Annotated in this window: 17 protein-coding genes and 1 pseudogene; 7 read left to right on the top strand and 11 right to left on the bottom strand. The window is 65.1% G+C overall.

Going from position 1 to position 21,905, the window contains the following annotated elements; genetic code table 11:
• Positions 1 to 64: 64 nt before the first annotated feature.
• The 3 genes and pseudogenes from KSS95_RS24825 to KSS95_RS14605 form a co-directional block, all read left to right on the top strand.
• Positions 65 to 1,354, top strand: a pseudogene (locus tag KSS95_RS24825) (methyl-accepting chemotaxis protein); the annotation flags it as partial.
• Between the two features lie 102 nt (positions 1,355 to 1,456).
• A complete protein-coding gene (locus KSS95_RS24820; protein ID WP_437179615.1) occupies positions 1,457 to 2,212 on the top strand; it encodes a methyl-accepting chemotaxis protein in 756 nt (251 codons plus the stop codon).
• Between the two features lie 145 nt (positions 2,213 to 2,357).
• Positions 2,358 to 2,681: a DUF2790 domain-containing protein gene (locus KSS95_RS14605; protein ID WP_217847787.1), complete on the top strand. Its 324-nt coding sequence runs from the start codon at positions 2,358 to 2,360 to the stop codon at positions 2,679 to 2,681.
• Between the two features lies 1 nt (position 2,682).
• On the opposite strand, the gene KSS95_RS14600 is transcribed toward KSS95_RS14605, so the two are convergent.
• Together KSS95_RS14600 and KSS95_RS14595 are read right to left on the bottom strand one after the other, a co-directional pair.
• On the bottom strand, positions 2,683 to 3,837 hold the full coding sequence (locus KSS95_RS14600; protein ID WP_217847786.1) for a GGDEF domain-containing protein: 1,155 nt from the start codon (positions 3,835 to 3,837) through the stop codon (positions 2,683 to 2,685).
• A 126-nt stretch (positions 3,838 to 3,963) separates the two neighbouring features.
• Positions 3,964 to 4,848: a LysR substrate-binding domain-containing protein gene (locus KSS95_RS14595; RefSeq protein ID WP_217847785.1), complete on the bottom strand. Its 885-nt coding sequence runs from the start codon at positions 4,846 to 4,848 to the stop codon at positions 3,964 to 3,966.
• A 103-nt stretch (positions 4,849 to 4,951) separates the two neighbouring features.
• Here KSS95_RS14595 and KSS95_RS14590 point away from each other — a divergent pair, with 103 nt between their 5' ends.
• Complete coding sequence (locus tag KSS95_RS14590; RefSeq protein ID WP_217847784.1) at positions 4,952 to 5,902, top strand: DMT family transporter; 951 nt, start codon at positions 4,952 to 4,954, stop codon at positions 5,900 to 5,902.
• A 3-nt stretch (positions 5,903 to 5,905) separates the two neighbouring features.
• Here the strand turns inward: KSS95_RS14590 and KSS95_RS14585 are convergent, their stop codons facing one another.
• The 7 genes from KSS95_RS14585 to KSS95_RS14555 all read right to left on the bottom strand — a co-directional run bounded on the left by KSS95_RS14585 (position 5,906) and on the right by KSS95_RS14555 (position 17,268).
• Complete coding sequence (locus tag KSS95_RS14585) at positions 5,906 to 6,646, bottom strand: HvfC family RiPP maturation protein (protein ID WP_217847783.1); 741 nt, start codon at positions 6,644 to 6,646, stop codon at positions 5,906 to 5,908.
• A 1-nt stretch (position 6,647) separates the two neighbouring features.
• Positions 6,648 to 7,475: an HvfB family MNIO-type RiPP peptide maturase gene (locus tag KSS95_RS14580; protein WP_217847782.1), complete on the bottom strand. Its 828-nt coding sequence runs from the start codon at positions 7,473 to 7,475 to the stop codon at positions 6,648 to 6,650.
• A 118-nt stretch (positions 7,476 to 7,593) separates the two neighbouring features.
• Complete coding sequence (locus KSS95_RS14575) at positions 7,594 to 8,082, bottom strand: HvfA family oxazolone/thioamide-modified RiPP metallophore (RefSeq protein ID WP_217847781.1); 489 nt, start codon at positions 8,080 to 8,082, stop codon at positions 7,594 to 7,596.
• A 163-nt stretch (positions 8,083 to 8,245) separates the two neighbouring features.
• Positions 8,246 to 8,806: a DUF4174 domain-containing protein gene (locus KSS95_RS14570; protein WP_217847780.1), complete on the bottom strand. Its 561-nt coding sequence runs from the start codon at positions 8,804 to 8,806 to the stop codon at positions 8,246 to 8,248.
• A 180-nt stretch (positions 8,807 to 8,986) separates the two neighbouring features.
• Positions 8,987 to 13,507, bottom strand: coding sequence for an NEL-type E3 ubiquitin ligase domain-containing protein (locus KSS95_RS14565; RefSeq protein WP_217847779.1), 4,521 nt, complete (start codon positions 13,505 to 13,507; stop codon positions 8,987 to 8,989).
• A gap of 78 nt (positions 13,508 to 13,585) precedes the next feature.
• A complete protein-coding gene (locus KSS95_RS14560) occupies positions 13,586 to 15,946 on the bottom strand; it encodes a DNA polymerase II (RefSeq protein WP_217847778.1) in 2,361 nt (786 codons plus the stop codon).
• 110 nt (positions 15,947 to 16,056) lie between these two features.
• The gene (locus tag KSS95_RS14555; RefSeq protein ID WP_217847777.1) at positions 16,057 to 17,268 is read right to left on the bottom strand and encodes an MFS transporter; all 1,212 of its coding nucleotides are present in this window, start codon (positions 17,266 to 17,268) and stop codon (positions 16,057 to 16,059) included.
• 114 nt (positions 17,269 to 17,382) lie between these two features.
• Here KSS95_RS14555 and KSS95_RS14550 point away from each other — a divergent pair, with 114 nt between their 5' ends.
• The gene (locus KSS95_RS14550) at positions 17,383 to 18,294 is read left to right on the top strand and encodes a LysR substrate-binding domain-containing protein (protein ID WP_217847776.1); all 912 of its coding nucleotides are present in this window, start codon (positions 17,383 to 17,385) and stop codon (positions 18,292 to 18,294) included.
• A 188-nt stretch (positions 18,295 to 18,482) separates the two neighbouring features.
• On the opposite strand, the gene KSS95_RS14545 is transcribed toward KSS95_RS14550, so the two are convergent.
• Together KSS95_RS14545 and KSS95_RS14540 are read right to left on the bottom strand one after the other, a co-directional pair.
• Complete coding sequence (locus KSS95_RS14545; RefSeq protein ID WP_217847775.1) at positions 18,483 to 19,121, bottom strand: hypothetical protein; 639 nt, start codon at positions 19,119 to 19,121, stop codon at positions 18,483 to 18,485.
• Between the two features lie 220 nt (positions 19,122 to 19,341).
• Positions 19,342 to 20,262: a LysR substrate-binding domain-containing protein gene (locus tag KSS95_RS14540; protein ID WP_217847774.1), complete on the bottom strand. Its 921-nt coding sequence runs from the start codon at positions 20,260 to 20,262 to the stop codon at positions 19,342 to 19,344.
• Between the two features lie 173 nt (positions 20,263 to 20,435).
• Between KSS95_RS14540 and KSS95_RS14535 the strand changes: the two genes are divergently transcribed.
• Both KSS95_RS14535 and KSS95_RS14530 read left to right on the top strand, forming a co-directional pair.
• The gene (locus tag KSS95_RS14535) at positions 20,436 to 21,209 is read left to right on the top strand and encodes a YqcI/YcgG family protein (RefSeq protein WP_217847773.1); all 774 of its coding nucleotides are present in this window, start codon (positions 20,436 to 20,438) and stop codon (positions 21,207 to 21,209) included.
• A gap of 2 nt (positions 21,210 to 21,211) precedes the next feature.
• Positions 21,212 to 21,844 carry a LysE family translocator gene (locus KSS95_RS14530; RefSeq protein ID WP_217847772.1) on the top strand — a complete coding sequence of 211 codons (633 nt, stop codon included), beginning with the start codon at positions 21,212 to 21,214 and terminating at the stop codon, positions 21,842 to 21,844.
• The last annotated feature ends 61 nt before the right edge of the window (positions 21,845 to 21,905 follow it).

Below are 21,905 nucleotides of genomic sequence, written 5' to 3'. Positions count from 1 at the left end.
AAAGAAAGCCGCGCGAGGGCCGACACAGTCGGCAGCATCAAACCTATTACAAGGGATTTTCCCCATGCCTTTGCTGCGACAACTCTCCATCCAATGGAAGATCACCCTGCTGGCGGGCCTGTGCCTGGCTGCCATCGTCACCCTGCTCGTCGGCCTTTCGCTGTACCGCATGGACCACAGTTCGGACCTGGTCAAGGCCAGCAGCATGCAGATGCTCACCGAGGCGGCCCAATCGCGCATCGAGTCCCAGGGCGAAGTGCAGGCCCTGAATATCCGCCGCCAGTTCATGGACGCCTACCAGTACGGCGCCGGCTTTGCCCGCCAGGTGCTGTTCCTGCGCGAGCAGGCGGAAAAACGCTTCCTCGACGCCTACGACCTGCGCCAGGACATGACCGCCCAGGTGCGTGCGGCCTTGCAGGCCAACCCCGACCTGCTGGGCCTGTCGCTGGTGTTCGAGCCAGGCGCGCTGGATGCCAAGGACAAGCTGTTCGCCGGGCAGAGCGAGCTGGGCAGCAACGAAACCGGGCGCTTCGCCCTGTACTGGTCGCAGCCGCGCGCCGGCCAGCTGACCTCGATGGCCCTGCCCGAGCACGACATGGCCAACACCGAGATCGGCCCCAGCGGCCAGCCGGCCAACACCTGGTGGGTATGCCCGCGCAGCACCGGCGCGGTGTGCGTGGTCGAGCCCTACTTCTATGACATCGATGGCCAGCGCGTGCTGATGACCAGCATCGTGTTCCCGCTCAAGGCCAACGGCAAGGTGATCGCCACCTTGTCCATCGACATCAACCTCAACAGCCTGCAGGCCCTGAGCCAGGCCGCCAGCCGCAGCCTCTACGAAGGCCGCACCACGGTCGGCATCCTCAGCCCGGTCGGCCTGCTGGCCGGCTACAGCGCCGATGCCGGCCTGCTGGCCAAGCGTTTCGACCAGGTCGACCAGGCCCAGGGCGCCGAACTGGTGCGCAAGCTCGCCGACGGCAAGCTGCAGATCCTCCACGACCAACAGCGCCTGAAAGTGCTGGCCGCCTTCGAGCCGATCCCCGGCGGCAAGCCCTGGGGCGTGCTGCTGGATGTGCCGGAAAACGCCCTCACCGGCCCGGCCGAAGCCCTCAAGCAGGAACTCGACACCCTCAACACCAGCGGCACCCTGCTCGAACTGGGCCTGGGCCTGGCCGCCGCCATCGCCGGCCTGCTGCTGGTCTGGCTGATGGCCCGCAGCGTGACCCGGCCGATCCTCGGCGTGGCCGCCATGCTCAAGGACATCGCCAGCGGCGAAGGTGACCTGACCCGCCGCCTGCAATACGACAAGCGCGATGAACTGGGCGAGTTGGCGGGCTGGTTCAACCGTTTCCTCGACAAGCTGCAACCGACCATCGCCGAAGTGAAACGCTCGGTGCAGGCCGCCCGTGGCACCGCCGACCAGTCCGCGGCGATCGCCGCCCAGACCAGCGCCGGCATGGAGCAGCAGTACCGCCAGGTCGACCAGGTGGCCACCGCCTCCCACGAGATGAGCGCCACCGCCCAGGACGTCGCCCGCAGCGCGGCGCAAGCCGCCCAGGCCGCACGCGAAGCCGACCAGGCCACCCGCGAAGGCCTGGCGGTGATCGACCGCACCACCACCAGCATCGACACCCTGGCCGCCGACATGAGCAGCGCCATGGCCCAGGTCGAGGGCCTGGCGCACAACAGCGAGAAGATCGGTTCGGTGCTCGAGGTGATCCGCTCGATCGCCGAGCAGACCAACCTGCTGGCGCTCAACGCCGCCATCGAGGCCGCCCGGGCCGGCGAGGCCGGGCGCGGCTTCGCCGTGGTCGCCGACGAAGTGCGCAACCTGGCACGCCGCACCCAGGAGTCGGTGGAAGAGACCCGCCAGGTGATCGAGGCCCTGCAGGCCGGCACCCAGGAAGTGGTCGGCGCCATGGACAGCAGCCATCGCCAGGCCCAGGGTGGCGTCGAGCAGGTCGGCCAGGCCGTCAGCGCGTTGCAGCGCATTGGCCAGGCGGTGACAGTGATCACCGACATGAACCTGCAGATCGCCAGCGCCGCCGAGGAGCAGAGCGCGGTGGCCGAGGAGATCAACAGCAACGTCGCCACCATCCGCGACGTCACCGAGTCGCTGAGCGGCCAGGCCAACGAATCGGCGCGGGTCAGCCAGTCGCTGAACAGCCTGGCCAACCAGCAGCAGGGCTTGATGGACCAGTTCCGCGTCTGACCTGCACGACCCAGGGTTTGCCGGCGTACACCGGCAAGCCCGCTGCCCGCCGACAACCTTTCAGATCTGTAACCCCAGCGTCATGCCCCTGTTGGCCGGTCGTCGCTAGCGTGGACTGCGAACCCCACCCGCGGAGACACCCACCATGCTACGACCGACCCTGATTGCCGCGCTGCTGGCCCTGTCGCTTTCGGCCCAGGCCACAGGTTTCGCCCAGCAACGCAACGAACAACTGATCGAAGATCACCAGCAGGCGGTGGCGGCCTACGCCGAACGCCGCGCCAAGCCGATGCCGGAGATCGTCGACTATCGCTACGGCATGAAGCTCGACGTCGCCCGCTTCGTGCGCCAATCGGGCGACCCGCGCACCTGCGAGGTGGTGCCACGACTGATGACCTTCGAAGACAGCCAAGGCACCTTGCGCACCGTGCGCTACTCAGTACTGTCGCAATGCATCAACAACAAGTAACTCAGCCGCGCAGGCCATCCACCAGTTGCAGGCTGTTGCGCCCGCCGCGCTTGGAGGCGTACAGCAGCACATCGCCCTGCTCGATCAACGCCGCCAGGCTCGCCGGCGGGCGGTCGAACAGGTTGGCGCCGATGCTCAGGGTCACCGCCTCGGGGGTGCTGAACGACTGCGCGGCGGCCCGCTGGAACTGCTGGCGCAAGGCCTCGGCCAAGTGCTCGATGGCCGCGCGCGAGGTGCCGCCCAACAGGATCACGAACTCATCGCCGCCCAGCCGCGCCGCGATTGCGCGCTCCGGCAGCAAGGCGCGAATCATCTCGCTCAGGGCAACCAGCAAGCGGTCGCCAGCGGCATGCCCATGCAGGTCGTTGACCAGCTTGAAGTGGTCGATGTCGATCAGCAACAGGGCCCCGGGGCTGCTGGCCGAGACCTCCTTGAACAGGTTGCCGGCGCGCATTTGCAGGGCGCGCCGGTTGTACAGGGCCGTCAGCGGGTCGCGGGCGGCCAGGCGCTCGATGCGCTCCTCGCGGCGATAGCGCACGGTGCCGGTCATCGACAGGGCAATGAGCATGATCGCCATCGCCCCCTCCACCAGCGACACCTGGATGATCTGTCCGCGAAACGCCGCCAGGTCGATCAAGGTGCCCGGCAGCAGCGCCGGCAGGGTTTTGCCCAGGTAGAACAGCCCATGCAGGCGCAATACATAGCGCAGTTGCACAGCCCCCACGCTGAGGGACTTGCCATGCAGGCGCAGCAGCCAACTGGCGTACAAGGTGAAGGCGCCGACCAGCAGCGAGTTGGCCACCAGGAACGTCTTCGACCACTGCGGCCACTGCGGCAGCAACAGCAGGCTTGCCCAGAGCAGCGGCGCCAGCAGGCACAGGCGCGACAGCCGCGTCTCGGTGAAGCGCGCCACCCCCAGCAAAAACAGCCCGTGGGCGCCGACCAGCATGCCGTTGGCGAACCAGATACCGACGAACAGGTAGCCACTGCCGCGCAGCAAGGCCAGGCTGGAGCCGACGCAGATGGTGGCGAAGCCGGCGCTCCAGTACAGCAGCGATGACTCGCGCACACTGCGCCACTCGATGGCCAGGTAAAGCGCAGCGGCGGCGGCCAAGGCGATGGTCAGGGTGAGCATGGTGGAAGCGTCGAACGCCATGAAGGGTACAACCTGTGCAATACGGTTCAAGGCAGGGGATTGTATGCGTTCGGCGACGGTTACGCAGGGCTGGATGATATCCAAATGATGTCATTCTGACGAAAAGACCCTGCGAATGACCACTCATCACTGCCCCGACAGGAAACTCACCAGCTCTCGCCCGTGGCTGCTCAGCCGCTCCCAGCCACGGAAGCAAATACGCAGCTCCAGGGTCGCCCAGCGCTCCTCCAGCACCACCCGGCGCACGGCCAGCTCCTGCTCGGCGCGGATCGCCGCGGTCTCTGGAAGCATGGCGATGCCTGCGTGCTGGGCCACCAACTGGGCGATGGCCTCGAAGCTTGGCGCCCGTACGCGCACTTTCAGCGGCATGGCCAGGCTCATCGCCAGCTCCTCGACGAAGCGCTGCATGGCCCGCTCGGCGGGCAGGCAGACGAAGGCAAAGCCCAGGGCATCGGCCAGGCGCAGTTGCTCACGGCTGGCCAGGGCATGCTCGGTCGGCACCAGCAGCACCAGGCGCTCGGTGCGAAACGGCAGCGACACCACGCCATCGTTGACCAGGTTGCCGTCATACACGCCAATCTCGCAGTCGCCCGCCAGCACCGCCCGCACCACATCGACACTCTTGTGCTCGACCAGTTGCAGGTCGACCTGCGGGTAGTCGGCCAGGAACGGCCCGAGCACCGCGGGCAACAAGGTGCTGTTGGTCACCGTCGACACCGCCAGGTGCAGGTCGATACGCCGCTGCCCGGCCAGCTCCTTGAGCGTGTCGTGCAGTTTCTGCGCCTCGCCCAGCACGCCACGGGCCGACTCCAGCACCAGGCGCCCGGCGGGGGTCAACTGCATGCCGTCGGCCTTGCGCATGAACAACACCAGGCCGCTACGGGCCTCGAACTGCCGCAGCCGGGTGCTGGCGGCCGAAACCGCCACCGGGAAGCTCGCCGCCGCTTTGCTCAAGCTACCGGTGGCGGCGATGGCGGCGAGCAGGCGCAGGTCCGCCAGGTCGAAGTGCATGATGCGTTCTCCAAAACAGAAGGGTATGTTCGAGAAAAAGCGATTCTAGCCCGTCATCCTTCTGTTCAGAATAAGCCGCGACTCATTATGTTACGGACTGACCATGACCCACCTGCCCGCCCCGCTCCACCGCGCCCTCGCCAACGGCAGCCTGTACGCCGTGCTGGCGGCCCTGGGGTTCAGCTTCAAGGCCATCTTCGTCAAGCTCGCCTATGCCGCCGGCCCGGTGGATGCCATCGCCCTGCTGGCCCTGCGCATGGCCCTGGCCCTGCCGCTGTTCGCCTGGCTGGTGTGGTCCAGCCGTAGCCAGGGCGCCGCCGCCCTGACCCTGGGCGACGGCCTGCGCGTGGCCTTGCTCGGGCTGTTCGGCTACTACCTGGCGAGCCTGTTCGACTTCTACGGTTTGCAATACATCAGTGCCGGCCTGGAGCGGCTGATCCTGTTCACCTACCCCACCCTGGTGCTGGTGATCCAGGCCGTGCTCCAGCGGGAGCGCCCGACCCTGCGCACCTTGGCGGCCATGGGCCTGTGCTACCTGGGGCTGGGGATCGCCTTCGTGCATGACATCGGCAGCGCCAGTGGCGGCAGCCAGGTGCTGGTCGGCGCGTTGTGGGTGTTCGCCAGCGCGGTCACCTACGCGTTGTACTACGCCGGCACCGGCATCATGCTCAAGCGCATGGGCTCGATGCGCCTGGCCGGGCTGTGCGGCACGGCGTCGTCGCTGATGGTGCTGGCCCACTACCTACTGGTGGCGGATGTTGCCCCCTTGCTGCAACTGCCGCGCGCGGTGTGGGCCAATGCGGCGTTGATGGCGCTGTTTTCGACGGTGCTGCCGATCTACTTGGTGGCCCTGGCGATCCAGCGCATGGGCCCGACCCACACCGCGGCGGTAGGCAACCTGGGGCCGGTGCTGACGGTGCTGGCGTCGTGGGCGATTCTCAGCGAGGCGATCTCGCTGTACCAGGTGATGGGCCTGGCACTGGTGCTGTTTGGCGTGTCGCGCCTGAAGCCGGCGAAAAAAACCGAGGCGCAGGCCAGTGCCGGTCGAGCCTAGGCTTCAGCTGTGCACGTGTTCGCCGGCAAGGCCGGCGCCTGCAGCGGTGCCGACAATGATGCCCTGTTCGCGCAACTGCTCCAGCAACCTCAACCCCTGGCGCTGGACCTCGTCATTGCCCAGCGCCCGCAAGCGCTCGCGGCCGCTGCCGGGCAAGCCGGCCAGCAGTTGCCAGGCCATCGGCGCCAGACGCGCGAAACGCACCTGCAGGTCAGTACCCCGATACACCAGCAACAAGGTGCAGGCGGCGGGCACCTCGTCAGGCTGGTAGCCCGGCCCGATCCGCTCCACCGGCCAGCGATAGGCCAACACCCGGGCCACGCACGACAACAGCGGCTCACCGTCGAGCAGATCCCCGGCAGGGTCGTGGCAGGGATCCTCGGCATCGCTCAGGAACAACTGCGCCTCGATCCATTCGTAATGCGCCAGCTCGAGCTGCCAAGGGGCATCCAGCTCGATAGTTTGCAGGTAGTCGATGAAGGTCTCGGCGACTTCCGTGAACAGCGGCGTCTGGCTGCGGTAATGGGCGTAGAAGTCCGCGACCCGGGCATGCCAACGCCCGTCGCCGAGGGTCGCGCGCAGCACCGGGAAGCTGCCCGCCAGCAGCCCTTCGATGGCGCCGTAGAACAGCTCGCGATAGATGTTCAGGCGTCGGGCCTCGATGCCCGGCGGCGCAGGATTGTTGGCCGGATCACGCAGGTGACGGGCCAAGGTGAATTGTTGCGCAACTAAGGTCGCGGACATGTCAGCACCCTCCATGGGCCAGTTGCAGCGCACGGATGCGCGCGGTCTCGGCCAGCAGTTCGGCCAGCGGCGGGTAGTTGAAGTCACGCTCGAGCACCGTTGGCTGTGCGCCGAAGCGCTGGCAGGCACTGGCGAACAGGCTCCAGACAGCCTCCTTGACCGGCGCGCCATGGGTGTCGACCTTGAGGTCCAGGGCTTCGTCGTAGTGGCCGGCCACGTGCATGCCCACCACCCGCTCCCGCGGGATGCCGTCGAGGAAAGCCTGGGCGTCGTAGCGGTGATTGCAGGCATTGACGAAGACGTTGTTGACGTCCAGCAGCAGATCGCAGTCGGCCTCGGCGAGCACGGCGCGGATGAAATCGAGCTCATCCATGGCCTGGTAGGGCGCGGCGTAGTAGCTGATATTCTCGACCGCGATGCGCCGCCCGAGCACATCCTGGGCCTGGCGAATGCGCGCGGCCACATGGCGCACGGCTTCTTCGGTGAACGGGATCGGCAACAGGTCGTAGAGGTGGCCGTCGTCGCAGCAGTAACTCAGGTGCTCGCTGTACAGGCGTACCCGGTGACGCTCCAGGAACTGCCGGGTCCGACCGAGAAACGCCGTATCCAGCGGCTGTGTCCCGCCCAGGGATAACGACAGGCCGTGGCAGGCCATGGCAAAGCGTTCCGCCAGGCGTTCCAGGCCTTGGCCAAAGGTGCCGCCGACGCCGATCCAGTTTTCCGGGGCGCACTCGAGAAAGTCCAGCTTGGCGCTGTCCATGCTCAGCAGTTCGGGCAGCAAGCCCCGACGCAGGCCGAGCCCGGTATACAAGGGGGTGGTGTGAGTCATTGCCAGGTCTCTCGCAGGGTCTTGCGGCGTAGGCGCCTGCCTTGCCGGCGAACCAGGCAGCGCGGTGCATGGCACCGGCTGCGCCGGTGTTCGCCGGGCAACGCCTACGGCGAAGGCGTCAGGATTTGTTGCTCAGGTGGCTGAACAGCCCATCAGGCATGGCCTTGCCATTGGCCTTGAAGATCCCGGCCAGGTGGTCATAGGCTTCCTGTTCGGAGATGAAGCCGTCGTGATTGCGGTCGATCTTCTCGAAGTCGCCGGCACGATCCTTGGCCACGGCGAGGAACTCCTCGCGGGAAACCTTGCCATCGTGGTTGCTGTCGGTGCGGGCGAACGAGGCATCGCCGCACTTGCCTTCCCCGCACTTGCCCTCGGCACCGGCCTTGGCGCTGGCACCACATTTGCCCTCGCCACACTTGCCTTCGCCCTGGGTGGCCTTGCCGCTGGCGCCGCATTTGCCTTCACCGCACTTGCCCTCCCCCGGAGTCTTGGCGGCGGCCAGCTGGTAACCCTGGGCCAGCGGTTCCACGGCAAAGGCGGTGTTGCCCAGGACCATGCCACCGATCAGGGTGGCGCCGAGCAGGCCGAGCGTATTGCGCGTTTTCATGGTGTTGCTCCACTTGGTTGGAAAGTGGAGCCATTTGGCCGCAGCAGTGTGTCGTCGGTGTATCGCGACAGAGGGGGTTTTGTATGCCAGTAGGTCGTGGCGGCGGGTAGATACACAGTGATACAGAGCACGGCCCGGCACAGGGCGAGCCGCGCCCTGGCGGTCAATCCTCGAGTGGCTTGGGCGGCGCGGCAGGCTTGGCGGGCTTGCCAGGCTTGGCCTTGCTGTCCTTGGCCTTGGGCTCGGCGGGGGCGGCAGCTACCGGCTCTGGCACGGTCACCGCCTTTTCGCTGGCCGGCAGCTCATCGACAGCCTTGAAGATCACCTGCGGGTCGAGTTTCTCGCCGCTGTCGTCGTCCTTGAGCATATGCCGCTCACCGTCCTTGCCCACCAGGATGACCTTGGTGCCCTTGCTCGCGCCCAGCTTGAGTTCGCGGATCAGGGCCATGGTGGCCTGCTGCTCGAGGTTCTTGTCCTCGCGCTTGCCCATCATCTGGGCGACGCTGAACAGCACCAGGTTGCGCTCAGTGAAGCCGGCCTTGGTGGCGGGGTCCTTCAGCGCCTCTTCCAGGCCACGCAGGGTCGGGTCGGCGCTACTGGGCGCGATCACCACCAACGGCCTGGCCTTGCCCAGTTCCTTGGCCAATGGTGCGTCACTGTCGGCGGCGTACAAAGGGCCGGCTACCGCGAGCAAGGTGGCGAGGGTCAGTGACCGGACGAGCATGCGCATCTCCTTGTGTTGTCGATAAACCAAAAGACTACGGATCCGGGAGAAAGATCCGACGCGGGAGCCTAAACCAGCTGGCCAGCCTTCGGCGCGGGCAAAAGGTTACTGGCCATTACCGGCTCCTGCGGCAACGCCTTTACGCACTGAGCATAGTCCAACTGACCGCGCGGGTGCGCCTTAGGGCCAGCGGTTCAGCGCCTCGATCGTCAGGCTGTACTTCTGCTGGTAAGTCCACTGCTCGGTCTGCGCCTGCAACACGTCGAACGCTGAGTCCGGTGCCGATTGCGCGGCCAGCGCCGCCGACTGGTCGTGGAACGACTGGGGGAGTTTCAGCAGGTCTGCGTAGGTCTCGGCGACATACTCCTGCCAGAAATTGCGCTCAAGCATCCACACCGCCAGCGTATCCGGCGTCTCGCCACTGAGGACCAAGTGCCGGGTTTGCGCGATGTCTTCAGCCGCGACCACCACGGCATTGGCGAATCGCATGCTGCGCACACCGATGGGCAGGTCCAGTGCATCGCGCAATTGCAGGCAATAGATCAGCGCCACTTCAAGCGACTCGCGCTGCCCCTGCAGGGTTCGCGACGCATCCAGCCAGGCATAGTGCTTGACCATTTCCAACCGCCACAGCCGCCGTGACAGCCTGACCAGGGCCTGGCCGCGCTGGGCCTTGGGCAGGTCATGGGTGGTCTGCCACAACAGCTTGCGCACCTCCAGGTCACTGAACACCGCCGTGGAATTGTCCGCGCAGTTTTCCACCAGCGCGTTATCGAACAGTTCCTTGGCCAGTTGGGCGTTGTCGATCATGCTTTCCATCAGATCCAGGGCCCGCGCAGCCAGGTACTTGAAGGTGTCGGCGCCCTTGAAGTCGGCCGAACGTGTCAGCGCCGCCAGCAACTGCAGGAAGTTGTCCGACCCCTCCATGATTTCGATACTCGCCCAGGCGGACGCCAGGGTGTCGCGCAACTCCACGTCAACGCGGTCAAGCCAGTGCAAGTGATAAGGCACCTGGCTGTCGTAGGGCGTCTCCCATTCTTCCTGCCAACTGGTGTTCTGCCGGACAGTCACCGGGTTGTCCGTGAGGTCCACGTAGCCTTCGCGCCACAAGGCCGAGCGCAAGAAGCCCTGCGGCAGCTCGCCGATGTTGTTCCCTGTCAAGTCGAGCAGATACAGATTAGGGTTGGCCAGCACCCCCAAAGGCAGCTGCTCGAGCTGCGTCCTGCGCAGGTGCAGTTCGCTCAGTTGGGTCATGGTGGTCACCGAAAGTCCGTCCCCCAGGGGGTTGCCCGACAGATTGAGATAGACCAGCGACTTGCATCCGCCGAGCACTGCGGCCTGCGCCCCGTCCAGGGTGATGCGGTTATCCGAGAAATCCAGCACCCGTAGCGCAGGCCTCAGGATCAAGCTGAAAGGCAGGCGCTGCAGCTTGCTGCCCGTCACTTCCAAGGCGCGCAAGTTGGGGAAGGCGCGCAGAAAATCATCAGGCACTTCCTTGAGTTTCAATGCCCGCAGGGCGATGTTGCGTACATGGGGCAAGCTCACCTGCACCGGCAACGGCGGCAGCGACCGCAACGGTTCTCCAGTAAAGGTCCAGGTGACTTCCACGTGCAGATCATCGCCGTGGATGCGACCCGGGATGATTTCTCGCCAGCATTCCAAGATCGCCTTCCTGAAACGGCCCCGTGACTGCCGGTCGCCGCCCAGCAGCCCCCCTCGCTCCCACTGTTTCAAGCTATCGCCCAACAGCTGCGCCTGCTGCTCGAGCACCGCCAGTTCCTCGCTGGCCGGACGCCCTGCCAGGTGCATCCGCAGTAGCCACTGCTCGATCTGCGCATTGCTGTACGCAGGGTACAAATCACGCAACCGCGCCGCCAGCGAGCGCGGACGCTCACCCGCCCGGCCCTGGCTACTGAGGGTATTGCCGCCCAGGGGATAGCCAAGCCTGCCGTCATCAAGACGCTGAGGCGCGACAAAGCTCGTCGCCGCCTCGTCCTTGCCTAACAGCTTGGCGATCAATGGCCTTTGCCCAGGCAATTGCCGGGCCAGCATCCGGCGCAAATTAAGGGCATGAGGCGCCTCCACGCCCAGTGTCGAGAAGTCCTGCGCTTGCAGGGCGCTGACCAGTACATTGAACAACTCATCCGGCCCTGCCAGGCCAATACCCAGGGCATCCTCCAGGCTGAACAGGCCATCCTGGTGGATCAGTCGGTAGCTGCGTCCAGCGCCGGCCATGCTCAGCAAGGGTTGCAACGCCTCGCCGTCGAACAGCCGCACGTGCGGCCTGGCCGCCCAGGCGCTGCGTGTTTCCAGCATGCCCAGGACCACCCTGGCCAGGTCGAGGGTCTGCGGCACGTCGAAGTACAGGGCTTCGCAGGCCCGGGTGACCCTGATGTGCAGCATGCTGACCCGTGCGGCCTGGACCAGCTGGAACGGCAGTTTGTGTGTGCTGTCGAGGTAATCGCGATCGGCCTGCGTGGCCGCCCCCAGCAATTGCCTCACGGCAAACCGGTGCAGGCGGGGAAACACCTTGCGCAGTGCCAGGGTGGCCTGATCATCGGTGGCCTGTGTTTCATCGTACAGTTGCCGCAGCAATGTGCGCCGCTGTTCCCAGGCGTGTTCGGCCAACGCCTGCCCTTGCTTGCCGGCCGCGCCCGGCAGCGCCTTGACCTTGTCCAACAGTTCAAGGTCGTCGGTATCCTGCGCGGCACGCAGCGCGCCGACCAGGTCCTCCACCCGTCGCTGGAGCAACAGCCGGCTCACGGTATCCGCCAGCCCGGGCTCCGGCGCCTTGCCGTACACATGCAATGCGCGCAGGTGATCGGCATTCAAGCCATGAATACGCATCGCCTGGTCGATCTGGCCATCGTCCAGCTGGCTGAACGGCCCTTCGAGGCGACGAAACATGCGGTAGGTGTCATTCCACTCGACCGGTTGCTCGCTCCATACCCGCCAGGCCCCAGCCCCATTGCCACGCAGCACTGGGCCATGGCCCTGGCGTGGCAGCAGTTGCCACTGCTCGTCGCTGGCGCGCTGACGCACCGCGTAGTACTGCCCCTCCATGCTTACCCAACTGCGCTCACCCAGCCGATACACGCCTTGCTCGTCGAGGCTGGCAAGCGCGGGTGGCGGCGCCGCGCGAAACGGCGTGACATCACCGTTCCACAGCTTCTCGCCGCCCGTTTCCAGGCGCGCTGGCACCAGTTTGTCCAGCGCGTTCCAAGCACGGCTCACGCCACCGACCAGCGCGGCGGTGACGCCGATCGCCGCCACGGTCCTGGCGATGTTCAGCACATGATCCAAGGCCGCACTGGTGTCGCCCTCTCGCCAGTCCTCGACCGCCTGGAACAGCTCATCGAGCAGATCCCAGACCATGACGGCCAGCAGCAAGGCGCCCAAGGCCGGGACAAACAGCGCCGCCAAGCCCAGCAGCGTCCAACCTTCGGTCTCCAGTTGCTGGCGATGCTCGCGCTGAAGTTGCCGATCGATCTTGCCTGCGGGCACGGCGATCACCGCGGCATCGTCCTTGATCTGCGCGATAGCGTCCTTGGCCAACTGATCGAACAGCGGCAGCGCGTAACCACGCATATGCTGGTCCATCTCGCGGGTGGCGAAGGCGGCGACGCCCTCCAGTTTCTCGGCCACCTTGGCGAAGAACCTGCGGCTGTCGCGACGCCGCACGAAGCGGCTGAAGAACTGCCGGTAAGGCTTGTTGCGCAGGCGCTTGCCCAGCACTTTGCGGGTGAACGCCTCCAGGTCGGCGGCCACACTCCAGGGGCCCTGGGGGTCGCCGGGGATGTACACCAGTACCTTCTGGCTGGAATCGAACAGCCATCCCTGGCGGACAACATCGAGTACCACGATCTGCTGCAGGTCGCAGCCAAACGCCTGCATCTGCTTGGCGATCACCGGTGCTTCGCTCAGCGTGCCTGGCTTGCCCTTCTGGCACAGCTCGATGATCAGCGCCAGTTCACCGGCCTGCAACACGCCTTCGGACTTGGCCTTGCACGCGGCGATCAACATCTCGCTGCGGTAACGCTCCTGCAAGCTTGCAGCGACCGCATGGCCGCTGGCGGTATGCGCGGTGGATGCCTGGAGGATGCCATCGAGGTGCCGCTGGTAGCGCTCGCCCAGGTCCAGCACCCGACACAGGCCGGCAAACTCGACGGCTGTCGGTCGCTGCAAGGTGACGCCTTTGCTGTCGACCACGCAATTGTCTCGCGGCTGCCCAGCGGCGGTCGTCTCGACCTGGGAAAAGTTGTACAACGCCGCTTCAAGCAAGGGGATGTCGTAGTAATCCTTCTCCATTTGTGGCTGACGCCCCGCAGCCCCTTCAGGCTTGGAGGAGACCGCAAAGTAATAGATACGCAAGAACAGCTGGTCGATATCACCCCCCGTGCCAAACCGCTCACGCATTGCCCGCTGCAACAACGGCTTGGCAAACTGGTCGATGCCCTGGATGCGCTTGAGCTCGGCGGCCAAGCGATGGCGACAGCGCAAGCTGGTCTTGAAGGCCTCGTGCAGGGCGGTGTGTTGTGCCTGGTAAAGGCCGGTGGCAGGGATGTTCTGGTCCGTTGGCTTGGCCACTGTCAGTTTGCCGATCCAGGCCGGCAAGCGTTTGGCGATCAGGCCATCCTGATAGGCCTGCTCCAGTGCGAGCGTATCCACCGCGTTGCGCGGCTGGTCGAGCGTGCTGGTCATTTCGCCTTCTCCTCAATGATTGAGAACGCGAAACTACTGGCTGGCTGGCTTGTTCAGGCGCTAGATGACTACCACCTGTCAAAACAGCGGCAATTGCTGATCGATCAGGGCGCTGAAGTCATCACCGACAAAGGGCAGAATGGCATCGGCCACCGGTTGCAATTGCCGGCTCAGGTAATGCTCGTAGTCGATCGGCGCCTGCAGGTTTTCCAGCGGCTCGGGCCCGGCCGTGGTGACCAGGTAGCTGATCCAGCCACCGCGCTGGTACTGCCTGGGCCGCCCCAGGCGGCTGTTGTAGTCGTCCGCCAGGCGCGCGGCGCGCACATGCGGCGGCACATTGCGCAGGTAGTCGGCCAATGGCCGGCGCAGGCGCTTGCGATACACCAGCAGTGCGTCCTGCTCGCCTGCCAGGGTGCGTTGCACGTACTGGCGCACATACTCGCGATAAGGCTGGCCGCGGAAGATTCGCCCATAGAGCTCCTGCTGGAACTGCCGGGCCAGTGGCGACCAGTCGGTACGCACCGACTCCAGGCCCTTGAACACCATGTCGCCGTCGCCTTCGCCACGGCGCACCAGGCCGGCATAGCGTTTCTTGCTGCCCTCCTCGGCGCCGCGAATGGTCGGCATCAAGAAGCGCGCGTAGTGGGTCTCGAACTGCAGCTCCAACGCGCTGTCCAGCCCAAGGGTGTCGCGCAGGTGCTCACGCCACCACTGGTTGACCTGCGCGACCAGCGCGCGGCCAATGCGCGCGGCGTCGTCTTCGGCCTGCGCGCCCTTGAGCCAGACGAACGTGGAGTCGGTGTCGCCGTAGATCACGTCGTAGCCCTGCGCCTCGATCAAGGCCCGGGTCTGGCGCATGATCTGGTGTCCGCGCAGGGTGATCGACGACGCCAGGCGAGGATCGAAAAAGCGACAGCCGCTGGAACCGAGCACCCCGTAGAAGGCATTCATGATGATCTTCAGCGCCTGTGACAGCGGCGCGTTGCCGTCGCGCTTGGCCGCCTCGCGGCCCTGCCACACGCGCTCGACGATGGCCGGCAGGCAATGCGCGGTGCGGGAAAAGCGCGCACCGCGAAAGCCCTCCACCGAAAAAGCGTCTTGCGGCTGACGCAAGCCCTCGACCAGGCCCACCGGGTCGATCAGGAAAGTCCGGATGATCGACGGGTACAGGCTCTTGTAGTCCAGCACCAGCACCGAGTCATACAAGCCTGGGCGCGAATCCATCACGAAGCCACCAGGGCTGGCCTCGTCCGGACGGCTGCCCAGACTGGGGGCGACATAGCCCAGGCGGTGCATGTGCGGTATGTACAGGTGGCAGAACGCGGCCACCGAGCCGCCACTGCGGTCCACCGCCAGGCCCGTGACCGACGCGCGCTCCAGCAGGAAGTCGAGCAGCCGGGTATAGGCGAAGATCCGCGTGACCAGTTCGCAGTCCTTGAGGTTGTAGCGGGCCAACGCCGGCTTGTCCTCGGCGAACATCCGGTTGATCTCCTCCATGCGCGCGTACGGGGTGTCGATGGCCTTGCCTTCACCGAGCAACTGCTGGGCGACGCTTTCCAGGCTGAAGGATGGAAAGCTCCAGGTGGCCGAGCGCAACGCCTCGATACCGTCGATCAGCAAGCGCCCGGGCGCTTCGGCGAAAAAGTGATGGCGACTGCCATGCTCACGCAGGTGCAGCGGCGCGCCATCGCGGCCCAGGCACAGGGGTACCTCGAGCTGGCGGGCATGTTCGAAAAGCAGACGCAGGTCGAACTGCACCAGGTTCCAGCCAATGATCGCATCCGGGTCGTGCAGGGCCAGCCAACGGTTGAGGCTGTCGATCATGGCCACGCGATCGGCGCAATAGTGCAGTTCGAAGTCCACCGCGGGGTGTTCACCCTCCACCGCACCGAGCATGTACACCGTGCGCTGCCCGCAGCCTTGCAGGGCGATGCTGTACAGCTCGCCGCGCTCGCTGGTCTCGATATCCAGCGACACCAGGCGCAGTGGCGGGCGGTAGTCGGGGTCGGGCTTGAGCTGGGCGTCGCACAGCGTGCCTTGTGCATCGGGATGGCCGGCAAAACGCACCGGGGCGGTAATGAAGCGTTCCATCAGGTAGCGCTCGGGGGGACGGATATCGGCCTCCAGCACCTCGATGCCGGCGCCGCGCAGGCGCTTCTCGAGGGCCATCAGCTGACGGTGCTGACGGCAGTACAGGCCAAGCACCGGGCGCTGGTCGAAATCACGCAAGTGCAGGGGCTTGAGCTCGACGCCCGGCTCGTTGGCCAGCAGCGCCCGGGCGTGATCGGCCTGTGCCGCAGGAATGAACGCCACCGAAGGCTGGGGCGCCAGGCGTAGCCGCCTGGGGCCCTGGTCGGTGGCCAGCCAGAATTCCACGCAGGCGCCTTCGGGCGTGTCATGCCAATGACGGGTGAGGACAAAGCCCCGTTGCAACTGCACCGCGTGAACCTCGCAAAGCTGGAGCGCAAATGCCGATTCTACCGTGCCAGCAAGCCGGCTCCTACAGCCTTGCCCTCCCAGCCCGTAGGCACCAGCCTGGCTGGCGCGCATCATCCCCGCCGGGCGCCACTGGCGAACCCGGCCCGGCGCCCGCCTAGCACCAGCCACCCGGCCACGGCGACCAACCCCAGCACCACCGCGCCAAAGGATGCCACCCCGGCCCCGGTCAACAACAAGCCGCCGATGATCCCGCCCAGGGCGATGGCACTGTTCCACACCGTCACCAGCATCGACTGCGCCACATCGCCGCCCTCGCCCGCTGCATCGGCACAGGCGGTCTGCAGCAAGGTCGGCGCGCCACCATAGGTCAAGCCCCACAGCGCCACGCTGGCATGCATCAGCCACGCCGAGCCCTGCACCTGGCCCAACGCCAGTGTGGCCAGGGCAAAGCCTGCCAGGCATGCCAGCACCAGCGCGCGCAGGTGACGGTCCACGCCCAGGCCAACCAGAACGATGCCGGCCAACGATGCCAGGCCGAAGGTCATCAGCACCTGGCCGACCGCGCCCGCCATGCCCAGCGCCGCCAACAGCGGCACGATGTAGGTATAGAGAATGTTGTGTCCCAGGATCCACGCCAGGATCACCAGCAACACCCGCGCCACCCCAGGTGTGCGCAACACCCCCAGCGCCGCCGGGCGTCGGCCCGCCACCTGGCCGGGGAAATCCGGCACCGCCCGCAGCACCCAAGCCACCAGCAACAGTGCCGCCAGCGTCACCAACACGAACGTGGCGCGCCAGCCCAGCCAGGCGCCTAGCCAGGTGCCGATCGGCAACCCCAGCGACAGCGCGATGGGCTGCCCCAGCATCGCCACAGCCATCGCCTTGCCCTGCTGCGCCGGCGCCACCATGCGCCGGGCATGGCCGGCGATCAGGCCCCAGGCCAGCCCGGCGGCGGCGCCGGTCAGAAAGCGCAGCAGCAAGGTCAAGGTGTTATCCGCTGAAACAGCGGTCAGCCCGTTGCCCAGCACGAAACCACCGATGGCCAGCAACAAGGCCCGGCGCCGAAACCAGCCCTGGGTCAAGGTCACCAGCGGAATCGCCGTGAGCAACGAGCCCAGCGCGTAGGCGGTGACCCACTGCCCGGCCATGGCCTGGCTGATGCCCATGCCCGTGGCGATCTGGTCGAGCAGGCCGGCCGGCAGGGTCTCGCTGAGGATGGCGATGAAGCCGGTCAGGGCCAGGGCCAGCAGCCCACCCAAGGGCAGCCGCGCCGCCTGGGCGCTAGGTTCGGCGGCGCATGCCGCGGGGGAAGGTGTATGCATGGATGCCTCCAACTGTCGATCAAGGCGGGTATCTTCTGACAGCGGGGCATTACGGAAAAAGACGGTTAGAATGCCATTCATACCGGACACCAATGTCCGCAATAGGAGCGCAACATGGACAGCCTCAGCGGCTTCGTGGTGTTCAACCGAATCGCCGAAGCCGGCAGTTTCGTCGCCGCCGGCCAATCCCTGGGCATCAGCGCCTCGGCGGTGGGCAAGCGCGTGGCACGCCTGGAGCAACGCCTGGGGGTGCGCCTGTTCCACCGCAGCACTCGCAGCATTACCCTGACCGCCGAAGGCGCATTGTTTCTCGAGCGCAGCCAGCGCATCCTGGCCGAGATCGAAGCCACCGAGCAGGCGCTGTCCCAGGCCAGCAGCACCCCACGCGGGCGCTTGCGCGTCAGCCTGCCGCAGGTGACCGGGCTGGTGATGCCGGCGCTGGCTGAATTCATGGCGCGCTACCCCGACATCGAGCTGGACCTGGACTTCAGCGACCGCATGGTGGATATCGTCGGCGAAGGTTTCGATGTGGTGATGCGCGGTGGCCAGCCGCTGGATTCGCGCCTCAACGCCAAGTTTCTCGGGCACTTCCAGCACCGCCTGGTCGCCTCCCCGGCCTACCTGGCCGCACACGGCATACCGCAGCACCCGCGCGATCTGGCCGGGCACCGCTGCCTGCACTATCGCTTCCCCAGCACCGGCAAGCTGGAAGTCTGGCCGCTGCGCCGGGAGCACCCCGAGCAGGACTACAGCATTCCGATCGCCATGGTCTGCAACCATGTCGAGACGCGCATCTGCTTTGCCCTCAATGATCGCGGCATCACCTGCCTGCCGGACTTCAGCGTGCACAAGGAACTGGCGGCCGGCAGGCTGGTGAGCGTGCTCGATGGGTTCATGGAGCGGCGCGGCAGTTTTTACCTGCTGTGGCCCTCGGGCGGGCAGATGCCGCCGAAGTTGCGGGTGTTCATCGACTTCATGGTGGAGCAGCTATTGCTGAAAACCGGGCGTGATCAGGGGGGGCGGTAGAGCTGCAGGCACTTGGAACGGTAGCTCGGCACTTGGCGTCACCGCTATACGCCAGCGTGCTGGGTCAGAAAGAATATTTAAGCGTGCCCATCGTCATGCTTTGCATACGCCTGCCTTGCCTGATCGCCACCGGAAACTTTTTAGAAAACCCTCAATCCGTTCCTGCATGGTGGCCAGTTCATCAACCTTCAAGACACCGAAAAAATGGCTTTTTTTCCTGAGGAGATGTACTCCAACTTCATCACAAAATGATAGCCATTTTCGTCCACCCTCACTTCATAGGAAAATCTAACGCCAAAGTCGTATCGTCCAGAGAGTGTAGAAAATTCCTTGTGCGCGCGATGATCGCGGTCAGCCATAATGGTTTCAACTGACTCATCCGGGTAAGAATCTTTTATTTTCTTATAGTAGCCTTTATCAATGATCACCATATCCATCGGGTGAGTATACGAGCCAGCTTCGTCAGATCTACATAGGAGATGACTACTCAACGTAAGCACATTCTCCCTGATATCGATCGGCCCATCCACGTCGAGCGAAGGTTTGCGAATACTCCTCGCCGGTCCAAACTTGTAAAATCTACAGGCTCCATAAGTATTAACCAAATCCACCGGCCTGCAATTAACAAATTTTTTATCCCCTTCAGGAATGGTAGTTACCGAAGCAATCTCTCCACTGTACAACTGCACCTGCACCACGTAAAACACACCGTTCTTCGTTGGCAGCCGTGTGTGTGAAACAGTAAAAGGGAAGCCGTTTTCAACATACCAGCTCTCACTTACACCCCGTCCATCAGCCGCAGCGACAGCGCTTATTTCAGTAGACATTTTCGTACCCTCTCATTGCATTCGGCACAACGCCGATTCAACGCTATTGTCACGCCGAAAAAGGGGGATCAGAAACTAGTAAAATTAACAGGTGAACCTTTTTGAATACGAGAAGAGCAGACGTTTTACGTACCAAACGCCCGGCAAGATCAAGCAACGCACGCCATCGCATTAGACACTACGGCCTGGATGAGTCGATAGCCGTCACTACAATGCAATATCACCCATACAGATAACTGATGTCCTTGTGCGCCAACGCCGGCACCTGCGCCACCAGATAATCCCGCAGCTTGTGCATCTGGTGGGCCTTGGGGCTGGCCTTGAGCCAGGTCATGTAGTAGCCGTCGCCGGTGGCCACCGCCTGGGGGAATGGCGTGACCAGGTTGCCCGCCGCCAGGTCGGCGCTGGCCAGCACCAGGTCGACCACCGAAATGCCCAGGCCCTGCTGGGCCGCCGAGATGCCCTGGTCGAGGGTGTCGAACACCTGGCCCTGGTCGATGCCGATCTCCAGGGCGTCCAGGCGCGCCAGCCAGCGCCGCCAATCGCGCCGGTCCGGCGAGGGGTGCAGCAGCTCGCAATCGTCGAGTACCGACAGCGGCGGCGCGGGGTTGCCAAGGTAGCCGGGGTGGCACACGGGGATCAGCCACTCGTCGAACAGCTTGAGGCTCTCGACCTCGGCCGGGAAACGGCCATTGCCCAGCAGGATGGCGCAGTCGTAGGGCTCGGAATAGAAATCCACCGCGTCGATGTCCATCCACACGCTGGACAGTTGCACCGCGCAGCTGTTGTCGGCCTTCTTGAACCCGTCCAACGCCCGCAGCAGCCAGCGCACGGTGAGCGTCGACGGCGCCTTGAGACGGATGCCGTAACGGTCCTGGCGCAACAGCGCGCAGGCGTTCTCGATGATCTTGAAACCGACCTTGAGCTCCTGGGCCAGCAGCCGGCCGTGCTCGGTCAGGCGCAACTTGGGGCCGCGGCGTTCGAACAGGTCGCAACCGAACAACGCCTCGAGGGTCTTGATGTGATGGCTGACCGCGCCCTGGGTCAGGGCCAGTTCCTGGGCGGCGCGGGTGAAAGAGCCGTAGCGCGAGGCCACTTCGAAGGCCCGCAGGGCATGCAAGGCTTGAATCCGTTCCGACATGAGCGCCTTCCAGAGCATTAGCAAGGCTCATAGTAGGTCATAGTTCCAGGCGTTTTACAACGCAGCGACCCTCACGGAAAATGCCGCTAAATAACAATTTTATATAGCCAACCCGCATGGATATGACGGAAAAATCACCTTGACGCGGTCACATCGATAGACCTGGGGAAATCATGTTTACGGGTTATGGAAACTGCTACCGCCTGGATGCGCTAGAGCTGGCCGATGAACATGTGCACAACCGGCACCACTGGACGCACAAGACCATAGAACACTTCAAGCAGACCCTGGCCAACCCCGACTTCCCTTGCCTGTTCGGGCGCAAGGCGGTCACCGCGCGCACCTGCCATGTGATTTTCGCCCGTGCCGAGCGTTTGGCCGACGATATCGCCCGGGGCCTGGCCGACTACATCCGCACCGTCGAACCGCTCCCGCTCAAGCAGCGCATCGGTCACCCGCTGCTGGTGTTTCTGCAAACCGACCCGGCCAGCACGCTCGCCGCCCAGCAGGGCCTGGCCTGGGAGGTATTGCACCAGGTTCACGCCCGCGACCCGCAACCCTGGCCAGCCGAGGTGCCGCAAGACCCCCACGACCCGCGCTGGGCGTTCTGCTTCGCCGGCATGCCGCTGTTCGTCAACATGAGCTTCCCCGGCCACCAGCTGATGAAAAGCCGCAACCTGGGCCAGCACATCGCCTTCGTCATCAACCCCCGGGAAAGCTTCGACGAAGTGGCCAGCGCCGGTACCGAAAGCGGCCAGCGCATCCGCGCGCGGATTCGCGACCGGGTGCACCACTACAACGACGGCGTAATGCCAGACTCCCTTGGCTTCTTCGGCCAGGACGACAATTTCGAGTGGCGCCAATACCAACTGCAGGAGCCCGGTTCGCTGAACCCGGCGCGCTGCCCGTTCCATACCGCAACTGCTGCCCCCCTGATCGAGAACTGAACGTGAATACCGCACTGACCGCCACCTACGCCCTCACCGTCCTGCTGCTGATCGCCACCCCTGGCCCGGTGGTGGCGCTGATCGTCAATACCGCCGCCGCCTCGGGCTCGCGCAAGGCGCTGTTCACCGCCGTGGGCACCAACTGGGCGTCACTGGTGCTGATCGGCGCCGCGGCCTGGATCATCATGACCAGCGCGGCCATCGACAAGACCTGGCTCAATGGCATGAGCCTGCTGGGTTGCCTGTTCATCGGCTACATCGCCCTGGGCACCCTGCGCGAAGCCATGCAGCCCACGGCCGACCGCGCCGCAGCGGATACGCCGGTGCAACAGCCGGGGCGTGGCGGCTTGCTGCAGGGCTTCATGGTGGGTATTTCCAACCCCAAGGACATCATCTTCTTCATTTCCTTTTTCCCGCAGTTCATCCAGATCACCGAATCGTTCGGCAAAAGCATGCTGGTGCTGTCGCTGCTGTGGATCGCCATCGACTTCGCCGTGCTCAGCCTGTACATCTTCGCCATCGGCAAGCTCGCCTCGCCGCGCAGCAACCGTGTCATCAGCCTGGCCTCCGGCGTGGCGCTGCTGCTGATCGCCGGCGTCGGCCTGGCCTACAACCTCAAGGCGCTGGCGGCCTGAGCCGAGCTGCGCCCAAGGAGCGCCCGTGACCCCAATCGACGACACCCCGCCAGGCAGCCCA

The sequence above is a fragment of the Pseudomonas muyukensis genome (assembly GCF_019139535.1).
In the GTDB taxonomy this organism is placed as follows: Bacteria; Pseudomonadota; Gammaproteobacteria; order Pseudomonadales; family Pseudomonadaceae; genus Aquipseudomonas; species Aquipseudomonas muyukensis.
The sequence above is the reverse complement of the archived record's forward strand: the minus strand, read 5'-3'. Positions and strand labels throughout refer to the sequence as shown.